The 17,574-nt window shown below is 65.3% G+C and carries 15 protein-coding genes; 4 read left to right on the top strand and 11 right to left on the bottom strand.

All coding sequences use genetic code 11. From position 1 onward, the window contains the following. Positions 1–20 precede the first annotated feature (20 nt). From RXV90_RS06780 to RXV90_RS06755, 6 genes are all read right to left on the bottom strand, one after another. Positions 21–1,811, bottom strand: a complete 1,791-nt coding sequence (locus RXV90_RS06780) for a peptidoglycan D,D-transpeptidase FtsI family protein (RefSeq protein WP_316647746.1) — start codon at positions 1,809–1,811, stop codon at positions 21–23. Continuing rightward, complete coding sequence (gene ftsL, locus RXV90_RS06775; RefSeq protein ID WP_316647745.1) at positions 1,808–2,155, bottom strand: cell division protein FtsL; 348 nt, start codon at positions 2,153–2,155, stop codon at positions 1,808–1,810. The genes RXV90_RS06780 and ftsL overlap by 4 nt, the downstream gene beginning before the upstream one ends. Further along, positions 2,152–3,159, bottom strand: coding sequence for a 16S rRNA (cytosine(1402)-N(4))-methyltransferase RsmH (gene rsmH / locus RXV90_RS06770; RefSeq protein WP_316647744.1), 1,008 nt, complete (start codon positions 3,157–3,159; stop codon positions 2,152–2,154). Before rsmH ends, ftsL begins: the two co-directional genes overlap by 4 nt. A gap of 4 nt (positions 3,160–3,163) precedes the next feature. Then, on the bottom strand, positions 3,164–3,667 hold the full coding sequence (mraZ, locus tag RXV90_RS06765) for a division/cell wall cluster transcriptional repressor MraZ (protein WP_316647743.1): 504 nt from the start codon (positions 3,665–3,667) through the stop codon (positions 3,164–3,166). Between the two features lie 1,006 nt (positions 3,668–4,673). Beyond that, positions 4,674–5,204 carry a Hint domain-containing protein gene (locus RXV90_RS06760; RefSeq protein WP_316647742.1) on the bottom strand — a complete coding sequence of 177 codons (531 nt, stop codon included), beginning with the start codon at positions 5,202–5,204 and terminating at the stop codon, positions 4,674–4,676. A gap of 406 nt (positions 5,205–5,610) precedes the next feature. Continuing rightward, positions 5,611–7,959 carry an ATP-dependent helicase gene (locus RXV90_RS06755; RefSeq protein ID WP_316647741.1) on the bottom strand — a complete coding sequence of 783 codons (2,349 nt, stop codon included), beginning with the start codon at positions 7,957–7,959 and terminating at the stop codon, positions 5,611–5,613. Between the two features lie 200 nt (positions 7,960–8,159). On the opposite strand from RXV90_RS06755, the gene RXV90_RS06750 reads away from it, so the two are divergent. Further along, entirely contained in the window at positions 8,160–9,311 is a 1,152-nt protein-coding gene (locus RXV90_RS06750; protein WP_316647740.1) for an alpha-hydroxy acid oxidase, read from the top strand. Between the two features lie 6 nt (positions 9,312–9,317). Here RXV90_RS06750 and RXV90_RS06745 read toward each other — a convergent pair whose 3' ends face one another. Then, the gene (locus tag RXV90_RS06745; RefSeq protein ID WP_316647739.1) at positions 9,318–10,019 is read right to left on the bottom strand and encodes an SIMPL domain-containing protein; all 702 of its coding nucleotides are present in this window, start codon (positions 10,017–10,019) and stop codon (positions 9,318–9,320) included. A gap of 139 nt (positions 10,020–10,158) precedes the next feature. Here RXV90_RS06745 and RXV90_RS06740 point away from each other — a divergent pair, with 139 nt between their 5' ends. Then, complete coding sequence (locus tag RXV90_RS06740; protein ID WP_316647738.1) at positions 10,159–12,315, top strand: hypothetical protein; 2,157 nt, start codon at positions 10,159–10,161, stop codon at positions 12,313–12,315. Between the two features lie 66 nt (positions 12,316–12,381). Here the strand turns inward: RXV90_RS06740 and hppD are convergent, their stop codons facing one another. Next, positions 12,382–13,491 (bottom strand): 4-hydroxyphenylpyruvate dioxygenase, encoded by a 1,110-nt coding sequence (gene hppD, locus RXV90_RS06735; protein ID WP_316647736.1) that lies wholly within the window; start codon positions 13,489–13,491, stop codon positions 12,382–12,384. A 135-nt stretch (positions 13,492–13,626) separates the two neighbouring features. Between hppD and RXV90_RS06730 the strand changes: the two genes are divergently transcribed. Together RXV90_RS06730 and RXV90_RS06725 are read left to right on the top strand one after the other, a co-directional pair. After that, positions 13,627–14,082, top strand: a complete 456-nt coding sequence (locus RXV90_RS06730) for an Lrp/AsnC family transcriptional regulator (protein ID WP_316647735.1) — start codon at positions 13,627–13,629, stop codon at positions 14,080–14,082. A gap of 9 nt (positions 14,083–14,091) precedes the next feature. After that, entirely contained in the window at positions 14,092–15,972 is a 1,881-nt protein-coding gene (locus RXV90_RS06725) for a cation:proton antiporter domain-containing protein (protein ID WP_316647734.1), read from the top strand. A 60-nt stretch (positions 15,973–16,032) separates the two neighbouring features. On the opposite strand, the gene RXV90_RS06720 is transcribed toward RXV90_RS06725, so the two are convergent. From RXV90_RS06720 to RXV90_RS06710, 3 genes are all read right to left on the bottom strand, one after another. Further along, positions 16,033–16,542, bottom strand: coding sequence for a CarD family transcriptional regulator (locus RXV90_RS06720; RefSeq protein WP_316647733.1), 510 nt, complete (start codon positions 16,540–16,542; stop codon positions 16,033–16,035). A 291-nt stretch (positions 16,543–16,833) separates the two neighbouring features. Beyond that, positions 16,834–17,172, bottom strand: coding sequence for a ferredoxin FdxA (gene fdxA / locus RXV90_RS06715; protein ID WP_316647732.1), 339 nt, complete (start codon positions 17,170–17,172; stop codon positions 16,834–16,836). 116 nt (positions 17,173–17,288) lie between these two features. Further along, the gene (locus RXV90_RS06710; protein ID WP_316647925.1) at positions 17,289–17,573 is read right to left on the bottom strand and encodes an RNA-binding S4 domain-containing protein; all 285 of its coding nucleotides are present in this window, start codon (positions 17,571–17,573) and stop codon (positions 17,289–17,291) included. Position 17,574 lies beyond the last annotated feature (1 nt).

Raw genomic sequence — 17,574 nt, 5'->3', positions numbered from 1 at the left:
GCCCCACACCCGTTCTGCCGTTACCGGCGTTCGTTGGATGCCAGTGTTACCTTGTCTGTCGCGGAATGTTCAATGACCGGCGCGAGGCCGAGAAGCGGGCCGGCGCGGCGGATCACCTCGGCGGCGACGGGCACGGCCGTCCAGCCTGCCGTGCGGCGGGGTTCCTCGCCCGATGTTTCGACGGCTTCATCGAGGGTTACGACAAGGACGTATTTCGGATCGGAGGCAGGAAAGACCGAGGCGAAGGTGGCAATGACCTTGTCCTCGTAATAGCCGCCCTGGGGCCGTGGCTTGTCGGCGGTGCCTGTCTTGCCCGCCACTTCGTAGCCCGCAACCTCGCCGAAGGAGGCGGTGCCGCGCGCAACGACCGCGCGGAGCATCTGGCGGGCGAGGCGTGAACTGTCCTCGGACAACAGGCGTTTGCCCTCGGGATAGCTGTCGCGGCGGATGAGCGTCGGCTCGACCTTGACGCCGCCATTGAGAAGCGAGGCATAGGCCGTGGCGAGATGCAGGGGGCTGGCCGACAGCCCGTGGCCGTAGGAGATCGTCATGGTCGAGATTTCCGACCAGTTGCGCGGCAGGAGCGGCTGGGCGCCGCGGCCCTCGATCAGTTCGACCGGCGTGGGCGCCATGAAGCCCAGATCGGAGAGGAAGCGCTGCTGGCGCTGGGCGCCGATTTCCATCGCGATGCGGGCGGTGCCGATGTTGGAGGATTTGACGATCACATCCTCGACCGAAAGCGTGTCGCCGTAGTTGCGGAAATCGCGGATCCGGTGCTTGCCCCAGCGGAGCGGGCCCTTTGTGTCGATCATCGTGGACGGGTTGACGAGGCGCTCGTCGATCGCCTGGGCGGCCGTGAAGATCTTGAAGGTGGAGCCGAGTTCGTAGAGCCCCTGCACCGCGCGGTTGAAAAGCGGACTGTCAGCCTGATCGCCCTCGGTCAGCGGCACGGGCCGGTCGTTGGGATCGAAATCGGGCAGGCTTACGAGGCTGATGATCTCGCCGGTACGCACATCCATCAGAACCGCCGCGGCCCCCTTGGCGTTCATCAGGCGCATGCCGCCCAGAAGCACGCGCTCGACGGCGGCCTGCACGGAGAGATCGATGGTGAGGGTAAGAGGCGCGCCGCCATTCGCCGGGTCACGAAGCCAGGCATCGTAGGTTTTCTCGACGCCCGCGATGCCGACGACCTCGGCCGAATGCACCCCTTCGCGGCCAAACCCCGCGCCGCCGAGGACGTGGCTTGCGAGGCTTCCGTTCGGGTATAGGCGCATCTCGCGGGGGCCGAAGAGAAGACCGGGTTCGCCGATATCATGGACGGCCTGGCGTTCGGCTGGGGTGATTTTCCGCCGGATCCACAGGAACTTGCGCGCGCCGGTGAAATCCTTGCGCAGGTCTTCCTCGTCGAGATCGGGAAAGATCTTCACGAGTTCCGCCGCCGCGCGAACCGGATCGACCATCTGCGGCGGCTGGGCGTAGAGCGAATAGGTGCGCAGGTTCGTGGCCAGGATGCGGCCCTCACGGTCGACGATGTCGGCGCGCTGGGCGAGGATCGAGGCCGTGGAGGCCGCCGCGCGGGGTTCGGCGGGATCGGAGGCCGCGAGCGTTCCCATGCGCCCGCCGACGAGGACGAAGGCGCAAAGGAAGAAGATGCCGAGGACGAGAAGCCGGCCTTCGGCGCGCTGGCGTTCGGCGTCGCGGGTCTGTTCATGCCTGAGGCGCAGGTTTTCGCGTTCGATCGCGTCGGGGTTTTCGCCCTGCGCGCGGGCAGCGAGGATGCGGGCGAGCGGACGGAGGGGCGTGCGTGTCATCCGCCGACCTCCACCTCGATGCCGCGCACCTCGATGACGCCGTCAAGCTCGGGCTCTTCAACCGGGTAGGCGATCTGATCGACCTCGCCGAACTGTTCGGGCGCGAGAGGGAAGAGACCAAGACGATCGAAGTTCAGATGCGCGAGATCGCGGAGCCGTTCGGGCCGGTTCAGGTAGGCCCATTCGGCCTTCAGCACAGTCAGGCGGTTTCTGAGGTGCGCGATGTCTTCGCGCACGACCTGCGTTTCCTTGAGGGCAGCCTGGGTCGCGTAGTTCTGCTGATAGGCCCAGAAGGCGAGGCCCATGACCCCGAGCGCGATGAGACCGTAGACGAACGACTTCATTTTCCCCCGTTCTCCATCATGACGAGCGCCGGGAGACCCAGCGCCTTGCGATCGGCCTGTCTGGCCGGTGCGTCGGTGCGCCGACCGTGGCGCAGCGTGGCCGAGCGGGCGCGCGGGTTCGCCGCGATCTCGGCCTCGCCGGCCGTGATGCCGCGGTTCTTTGCCTCCCACCGGGCCGGTGCCTGTTCGAGCTCGGGCGCGTGGCGGTTCCCCCATCCGCCCGCGCCCGAGCCCTGCTGGAAGAACCGCTTGACGATGCGGTCTTCCAGCGAGTGAAAGCTCACCACGGCGAGGCGGCCTCCGGGGCGGATCGCCCGTTCTGCCGCCTCAAGGCCGCGGACAAGCTCCCCAAGCTCATCGTTCACCGCGATCCGGAGCGCCTGGAAGGTGCGGGTCGCGGGGTGGGCCTGTCCCGGTTTCTTGCGGGGCAGGCATTTCTCGACGATCTGGGCGAGGCGGCCGGTGGCTTCGATCCGCGCCTCTGCCCGGGCTTTCACGATTTCCTTCGCGATCCGGCGGGATTGCCGCTCTTCGCCGTATTGGTAAATGATGTCAGCGAGTTGGCCCTCGGGCAACTCGTTGACGAGATCCGCCGCGGACGGCCCTTCCTGCCCCATGCGCATATCGAGTGGGCCGTCGGCGATGAAGGAAAAGCCGCGCTCGGGCTGATCGAGCTGCATCGAGGAAACACCGAGATCGAGGACCACGCCGTCGACGGGATCGGCGGTGGCCTCGTCGAGACGCCCGAAGGTGGACTGGTGCAGATCGAGCCGGTCGGCATAGGCCGCCATCCGGGTTTTAGCGAGCTCGAACACATCCGGATCGCGATCGATCCCGATGACACGGGCCGCGCCCGCATCGAGAAGGCCGCGCGCGTAGCCGCCGGCCCCGAAGGTGCCGTCGACCCAGGTGCCGGAGACGGGTGAGACCGCCTCGAGAAGCGGTTCGAGAAGAACGGGGATATGCGGATCGCGGGGCGTGGGCGCCTCTGCCGCCTTGACCATCCCGTCACTCTCCCTTTCGCTGATCGAGAAGGGTGAGCGGATCGAAATCGTCGGGGAACTGTTCGAGCCACGCTTCCGTCTTGGCGGCTTCCTCGGCCTCGAAGGTTTCGGGTTTCCAGATCTGGAAGGTGTCGCCGGTCGCGATGAAATAGGCCATGCTGTCGAGGCCGATCTTGTCGCGGAGTTTCGCGGGCAGAACGATGCGCCCGGTTTCGTCCACCCCGGTCTTGAGCGACTGGCCGTTGAAGAGCCGTTCGAGCATGCGCCGTTCCATCGACCCGCGCGGAAGGCCCGCGATCTGTTCGTCGACCTCGTTGGCGGCATCTATAGTGTAGCATTCCAGGTAGGCGCGGCGGTGATCGCCGTAGACGATGACGAATTCCGGCGCCTTGCCGTCGGACCAGGTGGGATCGCCGGTTTCCAGAACACGACGGAAGTCGGCCGGGATCGATACCCGGCCCTTCCCATCCACCTTCTGGTGGAATTCGCCTCTGAACCTTCGAACCACCGTCCCGCGGCTCCTGTCCAAGTTTCCAATCCGGGGCCCAGGTACGGAAACGGCGGATTGAGCTGCTGCCACTGCTCAACCCGCCGCCCTCGTCCCGTTGCCGGGGTAGTCCAGCTGCGCGCGCCACCTGGGGGGATGTCTGCTCGCCCGCGCGCCGGATCTCTTCAGTTCGATGAGCGGGGTGCCTGTATGAAACCTGCTCTTGGGGGTTGGGGTCTTGCGCCCCGTTGTCCCGTTCATCGTGCTAATAGGGATGCCATGGGAATTCATGGTAATCAACAGGAAATTTTGGGTCAGGGCCTTTTTTCTTTGAATGACGGAGGGGGTATGGGGAGCATGATCTTGCGAATGGAGGCCTGAAAATACTACATATTGTGGTTTTAAATTCACATTGGCCGATATGTTAGGCCAGCGATGCATGCAGGGCACAGTCCCACGAGATCCCGGAAGTCGACCGGCCGGACCCGCCCTGCCCTTTGAGATTTGCGGGATCGCGGCAGGATTTCAGGCGAATCCAAGAATTCCCAAGGACTCTATGATCCCGGTGCCATGGATTCCCATGGGAATCGATTCCTGAGGGGAAGTTTGACCTCGCCCCCGCCCGGCACGGGGCCGCGTTCACACTCTGCCAAAGGCTTCAGCATCATCGCCGAGGATTGCAGCAAACCGGCGCGCTCGCCACCTCGCTGCAACCGCGAAGAAAAACCGATCATTCTATCTATTTGTAATTACGTCATTTCCATCATGCATATGCTGCATAGCAGCATTGCAGCTTCGGCTATTGTGCAGATGCAGCGAAAGCATAGTCTATAACCCAACGAGGCGCACAGACGCGTGGGCCTCACACAGTCAGAGGGCCCCTCCTCCTCCCTGGGCCGTCTGAAGTTAGCGGTGGCACCTCTCCTCCTCCCTGGTGTCACCGCTTTTTCTTTTCCAGCCCCCGGAAACGACGAAGGGCGCCATTCCGGGCGCCCTTTTCGGAGACGAGAGACGGTGTATGTCGCGGTTACGGGGCGATGTGCATCCAGAGGCCTTCACAGCGGGCCACGACGGGCTCGCCGCAATGGAACATGGTGTAGGTCATGATCTCTTCGGGCTTGCGCACCACGCCTGGGCGGCCAAGCAGTTCAGAGGCCTTGAGGAAACGGACATCGCCGTGCCGCCCCATGCCGACACGCTGGCTGGGCGAGACGATGACATCGGCCTTGGGCAAGCCGTCGCCGAGCGATCCGGCGCGGATGAGGATAGCCTGCGCATCGGTAACGTTTTTCATGAAGCCGGCGTCGAGTTTCACCCGATCGACGAACTTGATCTCTTTCAGCTGACCGCTTTGGGTGCGGATCATGTCGCGTTTGCGAAGCGCCTGAGCGTGCACTTCGCCGAAGGAGGTGGAGATCCGGGTCATCGGGCCGAAGCCGGGAAGGTTCCAGCGAACCTGACGTTCGGGGGTGCGGGTGTTGACCCGTGTCGTCGTGCGGGGCTTTTGCAGCGCCGGCTCGTTGGCCAGGGCGTTTTCGACACGCTCGAGAATATCCATCTTCACACACTCCGCCCGAACACCGGGCTTACCTTATACAATTGCGCCGCGCGGAGGGTGGCATGGGCTTTTTCGCCTCTTCGCCTGCGGGGGGTATCCGCGACGGTCACGACTTCATCTAGGCACACCCACGAGTTGAATAAAGTGAGTTTTCTCACAGAGCCCGGGGGCACTGCGGCCCGGAGCCGGCATTTCCGGTACAGAGGCGGCGGGGCACTGTGACGCCGGACACACCGAGATCCATAAAAATCTACGTAAACAGTGCGTTAACGAGGGACCGGCACGCCGGGTGTTGCGTCATGAAGTTTGTGAACCAGGTCACGCAATAATACGTTTCCAGTCAGGAAACCCCGAAATGTGCCTCGACAATAGGGGCAAACGCGTTGGGATTGTTCGGGATGCGGCGTCAAAAAGGAACGTCGTCGGCGCGATCCGCCGCCATGACGAACTTTGCCACGACCTTCTTCGATCCCGCCTTGTCGAATTCGATGTCGAGCTTGTCGCCTTCAACGGCCATGACCTCGCCATAGCCGAATTTCTGGTGAAACACCCGGTCGCCCACGGTGTGGGCGGAGACGGCATCGAGATCGATCACCGTGGTGCGGCTTTCGCGCGGCTGGCTCATGCCACGTTCGCCGGAGCGGGCCTGAAGCCGGCGCCAGCCCGGGGAATTGTAGACATCGGCACGGGTTGCCGCCTGTTCGAGTCCCGACTGAACCTGCGCCTGTTGTCCGCCGTAGAGGCCCGGCGCCGTCAGCACCTCCACATGCCCGGCCGGCAATTCGTCGATGAAGCGCGACGGCAGCGCCGATTGCCACTGGCCGTAGACCCGGCGGTTCGCGGCGAAAGAGATGGTGCAGACCTCTTCGGCGCGGGTGATGCCGACATAGGCCAGGCGGCGTTCTTCCTCGAGCCCCTTGAGGCCTGTCTCGTCCATCGAGCGCTGGGAGGGGAAGAGCCCGTCTTCCCAGCCGGGCAGGAATACGCTGGGGAATTCGAGACCCTTGGCGGCATGGAGGGTCATGATCGTGACCTTTTCTTCCGTGTCGCCGGTTTCGTTATCCATGATGAGGGAGACGTGTTCGAGAAAGCCCTGCAGGTTCTCGAAGGCTTCGAGCGCCTTCACGAGTTCCTTGAGGTTTTCCAGCCGCCCCGGGGCTTCGGGGGTTTTGTCGTTCTGCCACATCTCGGTGTAGCCCGACTCGTCGAGGATCTGTTCGGCAAGTTCGATATGGCTGCCCGTGCCCGCGCGAACCTGGGCGTGCCAGCGGTCGATCCCGTCGACGAGTTTTGCAAGCTCTGCCCCGCCCTTGCCGCCGAGATCCTTCGACGCGACGAGAAGGCGCGCGCCTTCGACGAGGCTGACGCCGTTGGCGCGGGCGGCCTGCTGGATCCTGCCCTGCGCCTTGTCGCCGAGGCCGCGCTTGGGCGTGTTGACGATGCGCTCGAAGGCGAGATCGTCATCGGGGCTGACCGCGAGGCGGAAATAGGCCATGGCATCGCGGATCTCCATCCGCTCGTAGAAGCGGGGGCCGCCGATGACGCGATACGGCAGACCGATGGTGAGGAACCGGTCCTCGAAGGCGCGCATCTGGTGGCTGGCGCGGACGAGGATGGCGCTTTCGTCGAGCCCCATGGGACGGAGGCCGCGGGTGCCGCCTTGCATGGCTTCGAGTTCCTCGCCGATCCAGCGGGCCTCTTCCTCGCCGTCCCAGTGGCCGATGAGGCGGAGTTTTTCGCCTTCGGTTTCCTCCGTCCAGAGCGTCTTGCCAAGCCGGCCCTCGTTCGCGGCGATCACGCCCGAGGCGGCGGCGAGGATATGCGGGGTGGAGCGGTAGTTCTGTTCCAGGCGGATGACCTTCGCGCCCGGAAAATCCTTCTCGAAGCGGAGGATGTTGCCCACTTCCGCGCCGCGCCAGCCATAGATCGACTGATCGTCGTCGCCCACGCAGCAGATGTTCTTGTGACCCTGGGCGAGGAGGCGGAGCCAGAGATACTGGGCCACGTTCGTATCCTGGTACTCGTCGACCAGGATGAAGCGGAACCAGCGTTGGTACTGGGCAAGTACATCCGGGTAGTTCTGGAAGATCCAGAGCATGTGAAGGAGGAGATCGCCGAAATCGACGGCGTTGAGCGCGCGGAGGCGTTCCTGGTACTGGGCGTAAAGCTCGGCCCCCATGTGGTTGAAGGCGCTCGCGTCCGCCGCCGGCACCTTGTCGGGGCCAAGCGCGCGGTTCTTCCAGCCGTCGATCAGGTGGGCGAGCTGGCGGGCGGGCCAGCGCTTTTCATCGATGTCGGCGGCGACGACGAGTTGCTTCAGGAGCCGGATCTGATCGTCGGTATCGAGGATGGTGAAATTTGTCTTCAGCCCTACGAGTTCGGCGTGCCGGCGCAGGAGCTTCACGCAGATCGCGTGGAAGGTGCCGAGCCAGGGCATGCCTTCGACCTCCTGGTTCAGCAGCCCAGCGACGCGCATCTTCATCTCGCGCGCGGCCTTGTTGGTGAAGGTGACGGCGAGGATTTCGTTGGGCTGCGCGGTGCGGGTGAAGAGAAGATGCGCGATCCGGGCGGTGAGCGCGCGGGTTTTGCCCGTCCCTGCCCCCGCGAGCATCAGGACGGGACCGTCGAGCTGTTCGACCGCCGCGCGCTGGGCCGGGTTCAGCCCGTCGAGATAAGGCGCGCGCTGGCCCGCCATCGCGCGCTGGCTTAGCGGGACGGCGGCGTCGAAGGCATCGCTTTCGTCGAAGGTGCTCATGGGGCGGGAAGCTAGCGCGATCATACGTGAAGTTAAAGGGTTGTTCGTGGAATGTTCCATCCGGGGCGTCGCGGGCGCGGAGGGGGCGCTGCCCCCGCCTCCCTGGCGGTCGGCCCCCCGGAGTATTTCGGCCAAAATGAAGCGGGAGGTGCCCGAGAGCGGGTTGCAAAACCCCCGGCCGGGCCGGATAGATGCAGGCCATGGATCTCGATAACCGATACCCGTCAGTCCCCTACCTGGCCGAAGCCGCGCGGCGCAGGCTGCCGCATTTCCTGTGGGAGTTCCTTGACAGTGCCACGGGCGACGGCGACCCGGCGGACCGGGCGAACCTGGATGCGCTGGGCCAAGTGGCGCTTATGCCCGCCGTTCTGAAGGGCAAGCCCCAGCCCGACCTGTCGACGGAGTTTCTGGGCCGGCGGTACAAGGTGCCCTTCGGCGTGGCGCCTGTGGGTATGTCAGGCGTCTTCTGGCCCGGGGCGGAAGCGATCCTTGCGCGCACCGCGGCGCGGACCGGCATGGCCTATTGCCAGTCGACCATGGCCGCGACCACGCCCGAGGCGGTTGGGCCGCATCTGGGCGAAAGCGGCTGGTTCCAGCTTTACCCGCCGAAGGAGCCCGAGACGCGGCGCGATATCTGCCGCCGGGCGAAGGCGGCGGGGTTTCACACGCTTGTCATGACGATCGACCTGCCCGGCGCGAGCCGGCGGGAGCGGCAGCGGCGCGCCGATGTGCGCCAGCCCCCGGCGCTGACGCCGCGGGTGATCCGCGACTGCGCGCTGCGCCCCGCCTGGGCGCTTCAGCGGCTTGCCCACGGGCGGCCGCGGCTCGAGACACTGGACCCCTATGTCGAGGCGCAGCCCTCGCTGCCAGGGACGAACCACGTGGGCTACCTGATCCGGGAGGCGCCGGACTGGGATTACCTGAAGGCGCTGCGCGACGAATGGGACGGCCCGCTGATCCTGAAGGGCGTGATGGATCCCGAGCCGGTGGCGCGGATGGTGGAGGAAGGGGTCGATGCGCTTTGGGTGTCGAACCATGGCGGGCGGCAGTTCGCCGCCGCGCCGGCCGCGATCGACATGCTGCCGGTGATCCGGGAGATCGTGGGGCCGGATTATCCGCTTGTTTTCTGTTCGGGCATCCGCTCGGGCACCGATATCCTGCGCGCCATCGCCTGCGGCGCCGACATGGTGATGCTGGGGCGGGCCTGGCAGTTCGGCGTAAGCGCCCTGGGCGAGGCGGGCGCCGCGCAGGTGGCGCATATCCTGACCGACGGGATGATGGCGGATATGTACCAGCTGGGCATCGCGCGCCCCGTCGAGGTGCGGGACCGGCGCCGGGACGTGCCGGGCTGAGCCCCGCTATTCGCCGATCGCGTAGACGAGGCGGATGCGGGCCGTCATCGACAGCTCCCCTGCCGCGACAGGCACGGCATCGGCCGAGGACATCCGCGCCTCCGCCATTTCCATCATGATCGGCGGGCGTCCGCCGCCATCGGCCTCGTCGATCGAGAGAAGCGGCCCGAGGGTCACCCCCGCGGCTTCGGCCAGTAGCGCCGCCTTGCGCCGCGCCTCGGCCACCGCGGCGACGCGCGCCTGATCGCGCACCGGTTCGGGATCCTGCAACCCGAAGCTCAGGCCCGAGAAGCTGTTCGCGCCGTCCTGGGCCACCGCATCGAGGGTTTCGCCCAAGACCGAGAGATCACGCACACGGACGGTAAGCATGTTCTGGGCGACGAAACCCGCGATCCGGGGCGCGGCGTTCGAACTGTTTGCGCGTTCCCACCGGGGGTGCACGCTGAAATTCGATGTCTGAAGGTCGCGGTCTTCGATGCCCGCGGCGCGCAGGCGTTCGAGCACCGCATCCATCGCGCGGCTGTTGGCGCGGATCGCCTCGCCGGCCGTGCGCGCCTCCGCCGTCACGCCGAGGGAGATCGTGGCCATGTCGGGCACGGCCTCGATCCGGCCCTCGCCGGTGACCGTGAGGCGGCGTTCGGCCTCCTGTGCAAATCCCAGAAGCGGCAGCGAAACGAGCGCCGCCACAATCATCAATCCAAATCGCATTCTGCCATGCTCCAGTTGCCTCGCCCCCAATCGGCAGTCTGCCGCAGAAACCCACGCGCGTCACCTTTTCCCGGAGCCCGAGCTGAGGTAGATATCAAACGGGGGCCGCTGCCACGCCCCGCCCACTGAACCGGACTCAATGGCCGATTTCATTCTCGACCTTACACATGACGGGATTCGCCTTCTGAGCGAGGCGGACGGCATGTTGGAGGATCTGGGCTATGTGGCGCTGACCGATGCCGACCTGCCGGGCCGGATGCGGGCGCTTCACGCGACCGCTGCGGCGCGGGTGGAAGGGCCGGTGCGGGCCGAGCTGATCATCCCGGGATCTCAGATTCTCTACACCAAGCTGAAGGATCCCGAACATGGCGGGCCGGTGACGGCGCAGGATATCCGTGCGGGCCTTGACGGGCTAACACCCTGCCCTGTCGAAGAGCTGCGGTTCGACTGGCGGATCGGGCGGGACGGCATCCAGGTGGCCGCGCTCGACGTGAATACCCTGGATGAAGCGGAGAGTTTCGCGGCAACCTATGGGTTCGAGCCGGTGCGCTTCACCGCGCGGCCGGAGCCTGATGCGTTCCCCGACATCCCCGATTTCGGGTTGGCGGAATTTGCGCGCCACACGGAGGACACGGGGACGCCGGTTGCGGCGTTCAGCTCGTCGCGGAAGGCGGCCGAGGCCGTGCCGGCAGCCGAGATCGACGCGGAGCCGGAGAGCGAACCGGAGCGCGAGACCGAACCGGAGCAGGCGGCCGGCGCCGGGGATGCGGGCAGAGAAACGGAACCGCCCGTCCTGGTGCTTGAACAGGCGCTGCCGCCCGAACCGCCGCTCAGCCCGCCAACGGAGACGCCCGAAGCCCTGGCGCGCCGGATTGTCCGGCCCGAGGCCCCCGTGCCGTCCGTGGCCGTGCCTGCGAAAATGCCGCGACGCCCCGATGTGCCGCCCCGCCCCGCCGCCCGGGCAGAGCCGCGCCCGCGGAAGGCGCAGAACTGGCGGGACACCGCGATCACCTCGGCCGCCGCGCTTGGGGTGATCGGCGCGCTTGTCTGGACGGCGCTGGCGCTGGTGACGCCGGACGAGGTGCCTGTGGTGCTCGTCCCGCCCGACACGCCCACCGTGCCCGCGCCGGGCCCCGGTGCGGTGCAGGCCTTCGCCGCGGCAGTTCCACCGCCTGTTTCGGACCAAGCCGCCCTGCCCCGGCTTGAAGGCCCCGCGGAGGTGCCGGTGGACGCGATGTCGGAGCGGCGGACAGCCGCGCTCGGCACCGCCGTGCCGCCGGCGGACGTGCCGGTGGTCGACCCGTACGAACCGCTGCGCTCGGCCGATATGTGGCAGACGCCGCCCCCGACGCCGCCCGAGCCGGTGGGCGAGACGCTGGATCAGCTTTACCTCGCGGCGATCGACCCGGCAGTGCCGCTGGACGATGCCATCGCGCTTTTGCCGGCGGAACCCGACTGGATTACGCCCAGCCCGCCCGCGCCGCCGCCCGAACCGGGGCGGCGCTTCGACCTGGACGACCGGGGGCTCGTGCGGGCGACGCCCGATGGCAGCGACACGCCCGAGGGTGTCATGGTGACCGAAGGCGCACCGCCCCTGACGCCGCCGGCCCGCCCGATCACGGCGGTGATCGCCGCGAACGAGGAAGTGGCGCTGGCGCTGGCCGACAAGACACCGCGCCGCCGCCCGGCGGACCTGGTGGAACAGAGCGAGCGGACACAGTTCGGCGGGCGGACGCTTTCGGAACTCGCCGGGCTGAAGCCCGCGCCCCGCCCCGCCTCGGTGCAGGAGAGCACGGTTCTGAACGCGAGCCTCGCGCCCAGCGCGCAGGCGATCGGCGCGTCGCGCCTGCCGCGGGCGCGGCCGAACGATTTCGACGCGCAAGTGGCACAGGCGCAGGCCCGAGCCGCGGCTGCCGCGGCGAGTGCCGCCGTCGCCTCGCTCGCCGAGGAGATCGGGGAGACAGATGAGCCGGCGCAGCAGACCGCCTCGGCCGCCGCTGTCGCGACACCGGCCCCGGAGCCGGCGCCCACTGCGGCGCCGAGTATTCCCACATCGGCGTCGGTCGCGCGGCAGGCGACGATCCCCAACGCGATCAACCTGCGGCGGGTGAACCTGATCGGTGTTTATGGCTCGGCCACCGACCGGCGGGCACTTCTGCGCCTGCCCTCGGGGCGCTATGTGAAGGTGAAGGTGGGCGACAAGGTGGACGGCGGCCGGGTGCGCGCGATCGGCGACGGGCAGCTGATCTACGTCAAGGGCGGGCGCGACATGACATTGACGGTGCCTTCGGGCTGACGCCTGATCCGAAACGGAAAGACGCCGCCCCGAAGGACGGCGCCCCCTCCCTTCCGGACTGGCCGGTTATTCGGCGGCTGTCGCCACGTCGCCGTAGGCGCCTTCCGCCATTTCCTCTGCTTCGATCGACTCGAAGAGGGCCTTGAAGTTGCCTTCCCCGAACCCGTCATCGCCCTTGCGCTGAATGAATTCGAAGAAGATCGGCCCGATCACGGTTTTCGAGAAGATCTGCAGGAGAATCCTGGTTTCGCCCCCGTCGACCACGCCTTCGCCGTCGATCAGGATGCCGTGCCGCTTCATGCGGTCGATGGGCTCTTCATGGCCCTGCACCCGGTCTTTCGACAGGGTGTAGTAGGTTTCGGGCGGCGGCGGCATGAAACGGATGCCCCGTTCGAAAATCGCGTCGGTCGCGTCGTAGATATCGCGCGCGCCGACGGCGATGTGCTGAATCCCTTCGCCGTTGTACTTCTTGAGGTAGTTCACGATCTGGCCGGTTTCGCCGCGATCTTCGTTGATCGGGATGCGGATCTTGCCGCAGGGCGAGGTGAGCGCGCGGCTGTAAAGACCGGTATACTTGCCCTCGATGTCGAAGAAGCGGATCTCCTTGAAATTGAAGAGGCTTTCGTAGAACCGGAACCAGAGATCCATGTTTCCCCTGAACACGTTGTGCGTCAGGTGATCGAGGTAGTAGAAGCCCACGCCGTCGGGGTTCGCGGTGCCGACCCAGTCGAATTCGGCATTGTAGGGCGATGCGTCGTACCACTGGTCGATGAAATAGATCAGGCTTCCGCCGATCCCGACGATTGCCGGCACGTCCATCGCCTTGCCCGGGCCGTCATAGGGTTCGGCGCCCTGTTCCACCGCGTGGTCGAAGGCGTGGCGCGCATCCACCACGCGCCAGCCCATGGAAGGCGCGCAGGGCCCGTGTTCATCGATGAAACCCGCCGCATGTGTGCCGGGTTCGGCGTTCAGAAGATAGGTGATATCGCTCTGCTGCCAGACCTCGATGGCCTTTGTCTTGTGCGTGGCGACATGGGTGTAACCCATTTTTGCGAAGAGATCGCGCAGCACCTGCGGCTCGGGATGGGCGAATTCGACGAATTCGAACCCGTCTGTGCCTGCGGGGTTGTCGGGGCTGATCTCGGCCGGGGGGGCATTATGGGGGAACGGGCCCATGGAAGTCTCCTGTTTCGCGCGTGTGCGCAGGGTACTGCATCATAGGCGGCGGGTTTGCGCGTTCTGACCGGGCCATTCGGTGGATTTTGCGCGATTTTCGCACTTTCTTCACAATTCATGCTATGATGCCGCATCATGTTGGACGATATCGACATCCGCCTGCTTGCCGCCCTCCAATCCGACGCACATCTGACGGCGCAGGAACTGGGCGATCTTCTGAACCTGTCCGCCAGCCAGGCCGGGCGGCGGCGGCAGCGGCTGGAGGCGGAAGGAATCATCGAAGGCTACCGCGCGCGGCTTTCGCCGAGGCGGCTGGGCCTGGATGTGCAGGCCTTCGTGCAGGTGCAGATGGCGACGCATAGCCCTGACAAGGTCAAATCCTTCCTGCGCATCCTCGAAATGCGGCCAGAGATCATCTCGGCGTGGACTCTCACCGGCGAGGCCGATTATCTTCTGAGAGTGTATTGCGCTGATCTAACCGCCCTTAACTCTCTGATTCACGGAGTGCTTTTGCCGAACCCCGCCGTAGCGCGGGTTCAAAGCCAGATTGTGATGAACCAGCCGAAGGCGGATGCGCCCCTGCCGATCTGAGGAGGCCCGATGGCCGAGTTCCTGACCCAGGCCACGATATATCTTGCCGCCGCGGTGATCGCGGTGCCTTTGGCTGCGCGCACCGGGCTTGGCTCGGTTCTGGGGTATCTGCTGGCGGGTATCGTGATCGGCCCCGTCCTGGGCATCGTGGGCGCGGAGACCGAGAACCTGCAGCATTTCGCAGAGTTCGGCGTCGTGGTGATGCTGTTCCTCATCGGGCTGGAGCTGGAGCCGCGGGCGCTTTGGGATATGCGGCACAGGCTTCTGGGCCTCGGCGGATTGCAGATTGCGCTGACCATGGTGGTGGTGACGGTGGGCGGGCAGCTTCTGGGCCTGCCGCTTCAGACGGCGATCGCGGTGGGCATGATCTTTGCGCTGTCCTCGACCGCGATCGTCCTGCAGACCCTGAGCGAGAAGGGGCTGATGCAGACATCGGGCGGGCGATCAACCTTTTCCGTCCTGCTGACGCAGGATATCGCGGTGATCCCGATGCTGGCCGTTCTGCCGCTTTTCGCCCTGTCGCTTCCGGCGAGTTTCGCGAGTGACGGATCGATCCAGCGGCCGACAGGCGAGAAAGAGGACGGATACCACCACGCGATTTCGCTGGTCGAGGGCCTGCCGGGCTGGGGGGTAACGCTTGTCACCATCGCCGCCGTTGGTTTCGTGATCTTCTTCGGGATCTTCGCGGCGCGGCCCCTGTTCCGGTTCATTCATGCCGCGCGGCTGCGCGAGATGTACGTGGCCTTCGCCCTTCTGATCGTGGTGGGGATCGCCTTTCTGATGACGCTTGTGGGGCTTTCGCCCGCGCTCGGCACTTTCCTGGCGGGGGTGGTTCTGGCGAACTCGGAATTCCGGCACGAGATGGAAAGCAACCTCGAACCCTTCAAGGGCATGCTTCTGGGGCTGTTCTTCATCACCGTCGGCGCGGGCATCAACTTTGCCGTGCTGTTCCGCGACCCCCTTTCGATCGTCGGGCTGACGCTTGCGATCATGTTCGCGAAAGGTGCGATCCTGTACCTGCTGGCGCTGATCTTCAAGATCAGGGGACGCGACCGGTGGCTGTTCACGCTGGGGCTGGCACAGGCGGGCGAGTTCGGATTCGTCCTGATCTCTTTCTCTCTGCAGCAGAGCGTTCTGGCGCCGGGCCTGGCGCAGATGCTTCTTCTGGTGGTGTCGCTGTCGATGCTTCTGACGCCCCTTTTCTTCATTGCCTATGAGCGCCTTTCCGAGCGGATGGGTGACGGAGAGCACGAGGTCGAGCATGACGAGATCGACGAGCAGCAGCCTGTGATCATCGCGGGGATCGGACGGTTCGGGCAGGTCGTGAACCGCCTCGTGCAGATGGCCGGGTTCAAGACCACCGTGCTCGACAACGACCTGAAGGCGATCCAGCTGATGCGGCGGTTCGGGTTCAAGGGGTTCTTCGGCGATCCGACGCGGCCCGAGCTGTTGCATGCCGCCGGGATCGAGACGGCGAAGGTTCTGGTCGTGGCGCTGGATGACCGGAAGTCGGCGGTGAAGCTGGTGCGCTATGCGCGCAAGGAACGACCCGACCTGCATATCGTGGCGCGCGCCCATGACCGGGTGCATACCTATGAGCTGTACCGGGCCGGGGCCGACGACATCGTGCGCGAGATGTTCGACAGCTCGCTGCGCGCCGGGCGTTATGTGCTGGAGAATATGGGGCTGTCGGAATTCGAAGCCTCGAACATCGAACAGTTCTTCTACCAGGGCGACCGGAAGGCGCTGGCCGAACTGGCCGAGCTGTGGGACCCGGCAATCCCGGTGTCGGAGAACGCGGCCTATGTGCAGCGGGCGCGGGAGCTTGACCGGGCGCTGGAAACCGCCTTTGTCGAGCAGCTGGACGAGAAAGAGGAAAAATCGGCCTGAGCCGGAATGAAAAACGCCGCCCCCTCGGGACCGGCGTTTTCCGGTTTCATGCGACTGGCGTCAGGCGGCGCGGCTTGTCAGCACATCGTCGACCTGCCGCTGGGCGTCGCCCTCGGCCGTGCCGGAAACGGCGGCGACTTCGCGGGTGAGCCTTTCAAGCGCCGCTTCGTAGAGCTGACGTTCGGAATAGCTTTGCTCGCGCTGGTCATCGGTGCGGTGCAGATCGCGAACCACCTCGGCGATCGCGATCAGATCGCCGGAGTTGATCTTCTGTTCGTATTCCTGCGCCCGGCGCGACCACATGGCCCGCTTCACCCGCGCCTTGCCCTTCAGCGTTGTCATCGCCTTCGACACGACATCGGGCGAGGACAGCGAGCGCATGCCCACATCCTCGGCCTTGTTGGTCGGCACCCGCAGCGTCATCTTGTCCTTCTCGAACGAGATCACGAACAGTTCGAGCGTCATGCCCGCAACGTCCTGCTTCTCGATCGAGATGATCTGGCCGACGCCGTGGGCGGGGTAAACGACATAGTCGTTTGGCCGGAAGTCTGATTTTTTGGTCTTGCTCATGCGTTTTCAGGTCTTTCTCATCGTTGCCCTTGGTCGCGCCGACAAAAAACGCGGCAGGGACATAGCGTTATCTCCCCGTCGGTTCCGATTTTTTGTTGCGGCACTTGTGGTTACCGTCCTCAACACAGACGGCCGCCAAATGTCCTTCCTAAGATTGCAGAGAACATATAGCAGATTTTGCGCCTAATTTCCAGCCGGACGGTGTTAACCTTCCGTCACTCAAGGAAATTTGGTGAAAATCGTGGGCCGCAACGTCCGCAGCATGCATGCGAATGCAACGAATCGGGCGCCTCAGCCGCCTTCGCCGGGGTTCTCGGAGAAGTATTTCTCCATCTTGCCCGCTTCGCCGTCGCGCTCGTCCGCATCGGGCAGCGGATCCTTCTTGGTGACGATGACCGGCCATTCTTCGGAATACTTCCGGTTGAATTCCACCCACTTTTCCATGTCCGGCTCGGTATCCGGGCGGATCGCGTCGGCGGGGCATTCGGGTTCGCACACGCCGCAGTCGATGCATTCGTCGGGGTGGATCACCAGCATGTTCTCGCCTTCGTAGAAACAGTCCACCGGACAGACCTCGACGCAGTCGGTGTATTTGCACGCGATGCAGTTGTCGGTGACGACGTATGTCATGGACGATTCCCTACTGGCCCGAACGCTCGTTTAGGAGTTATCGCTGCGTGCGCACAACCGCAAGCGGACCAAGAGTCACAACGCGTACACACCCCGTACACAGCGCGTACACCGCGTTACGCGCCATTCGGCTGCTCGAAATCTTCATAATTGGCCTGCGCCTCCGTTGCCGGACCGCGCCGTTCGGGAACGCCCAGTATACGAATGACGCGAATCTCGCGGCCCTGGGCGAGGGTCAGGATATCGCCGGGGCCGATCGAGGCGGCGGGTTTCTTCACGATCCGGGCGTTCACGCGCACCTTGCCGCGCGACACCATGTCGGCAGCGAGTGTGCGGGTCTTGTAGAAGCGCGCGTGCCAGAGCCATTTGTCGAGGCGCTGGGTGGGACGCTTTTCGTCCAGT

The sequence above is a fragment of the Ovoidimarina sediminis genome, assembly GCF_032586175.1.
Lineage (GTDB): Bacteria > Pseudomonadota > Alphaproteobacteria > Rhodobacterales > Rhodobacteraceae > Ovoidimarina > Ovoidimarina sediminis.
The sequence above is the reverse complement of the archived record's forward strand: the minus strand, read 5'-3'. Positions and strand labels throughout refer to the sequence as shown.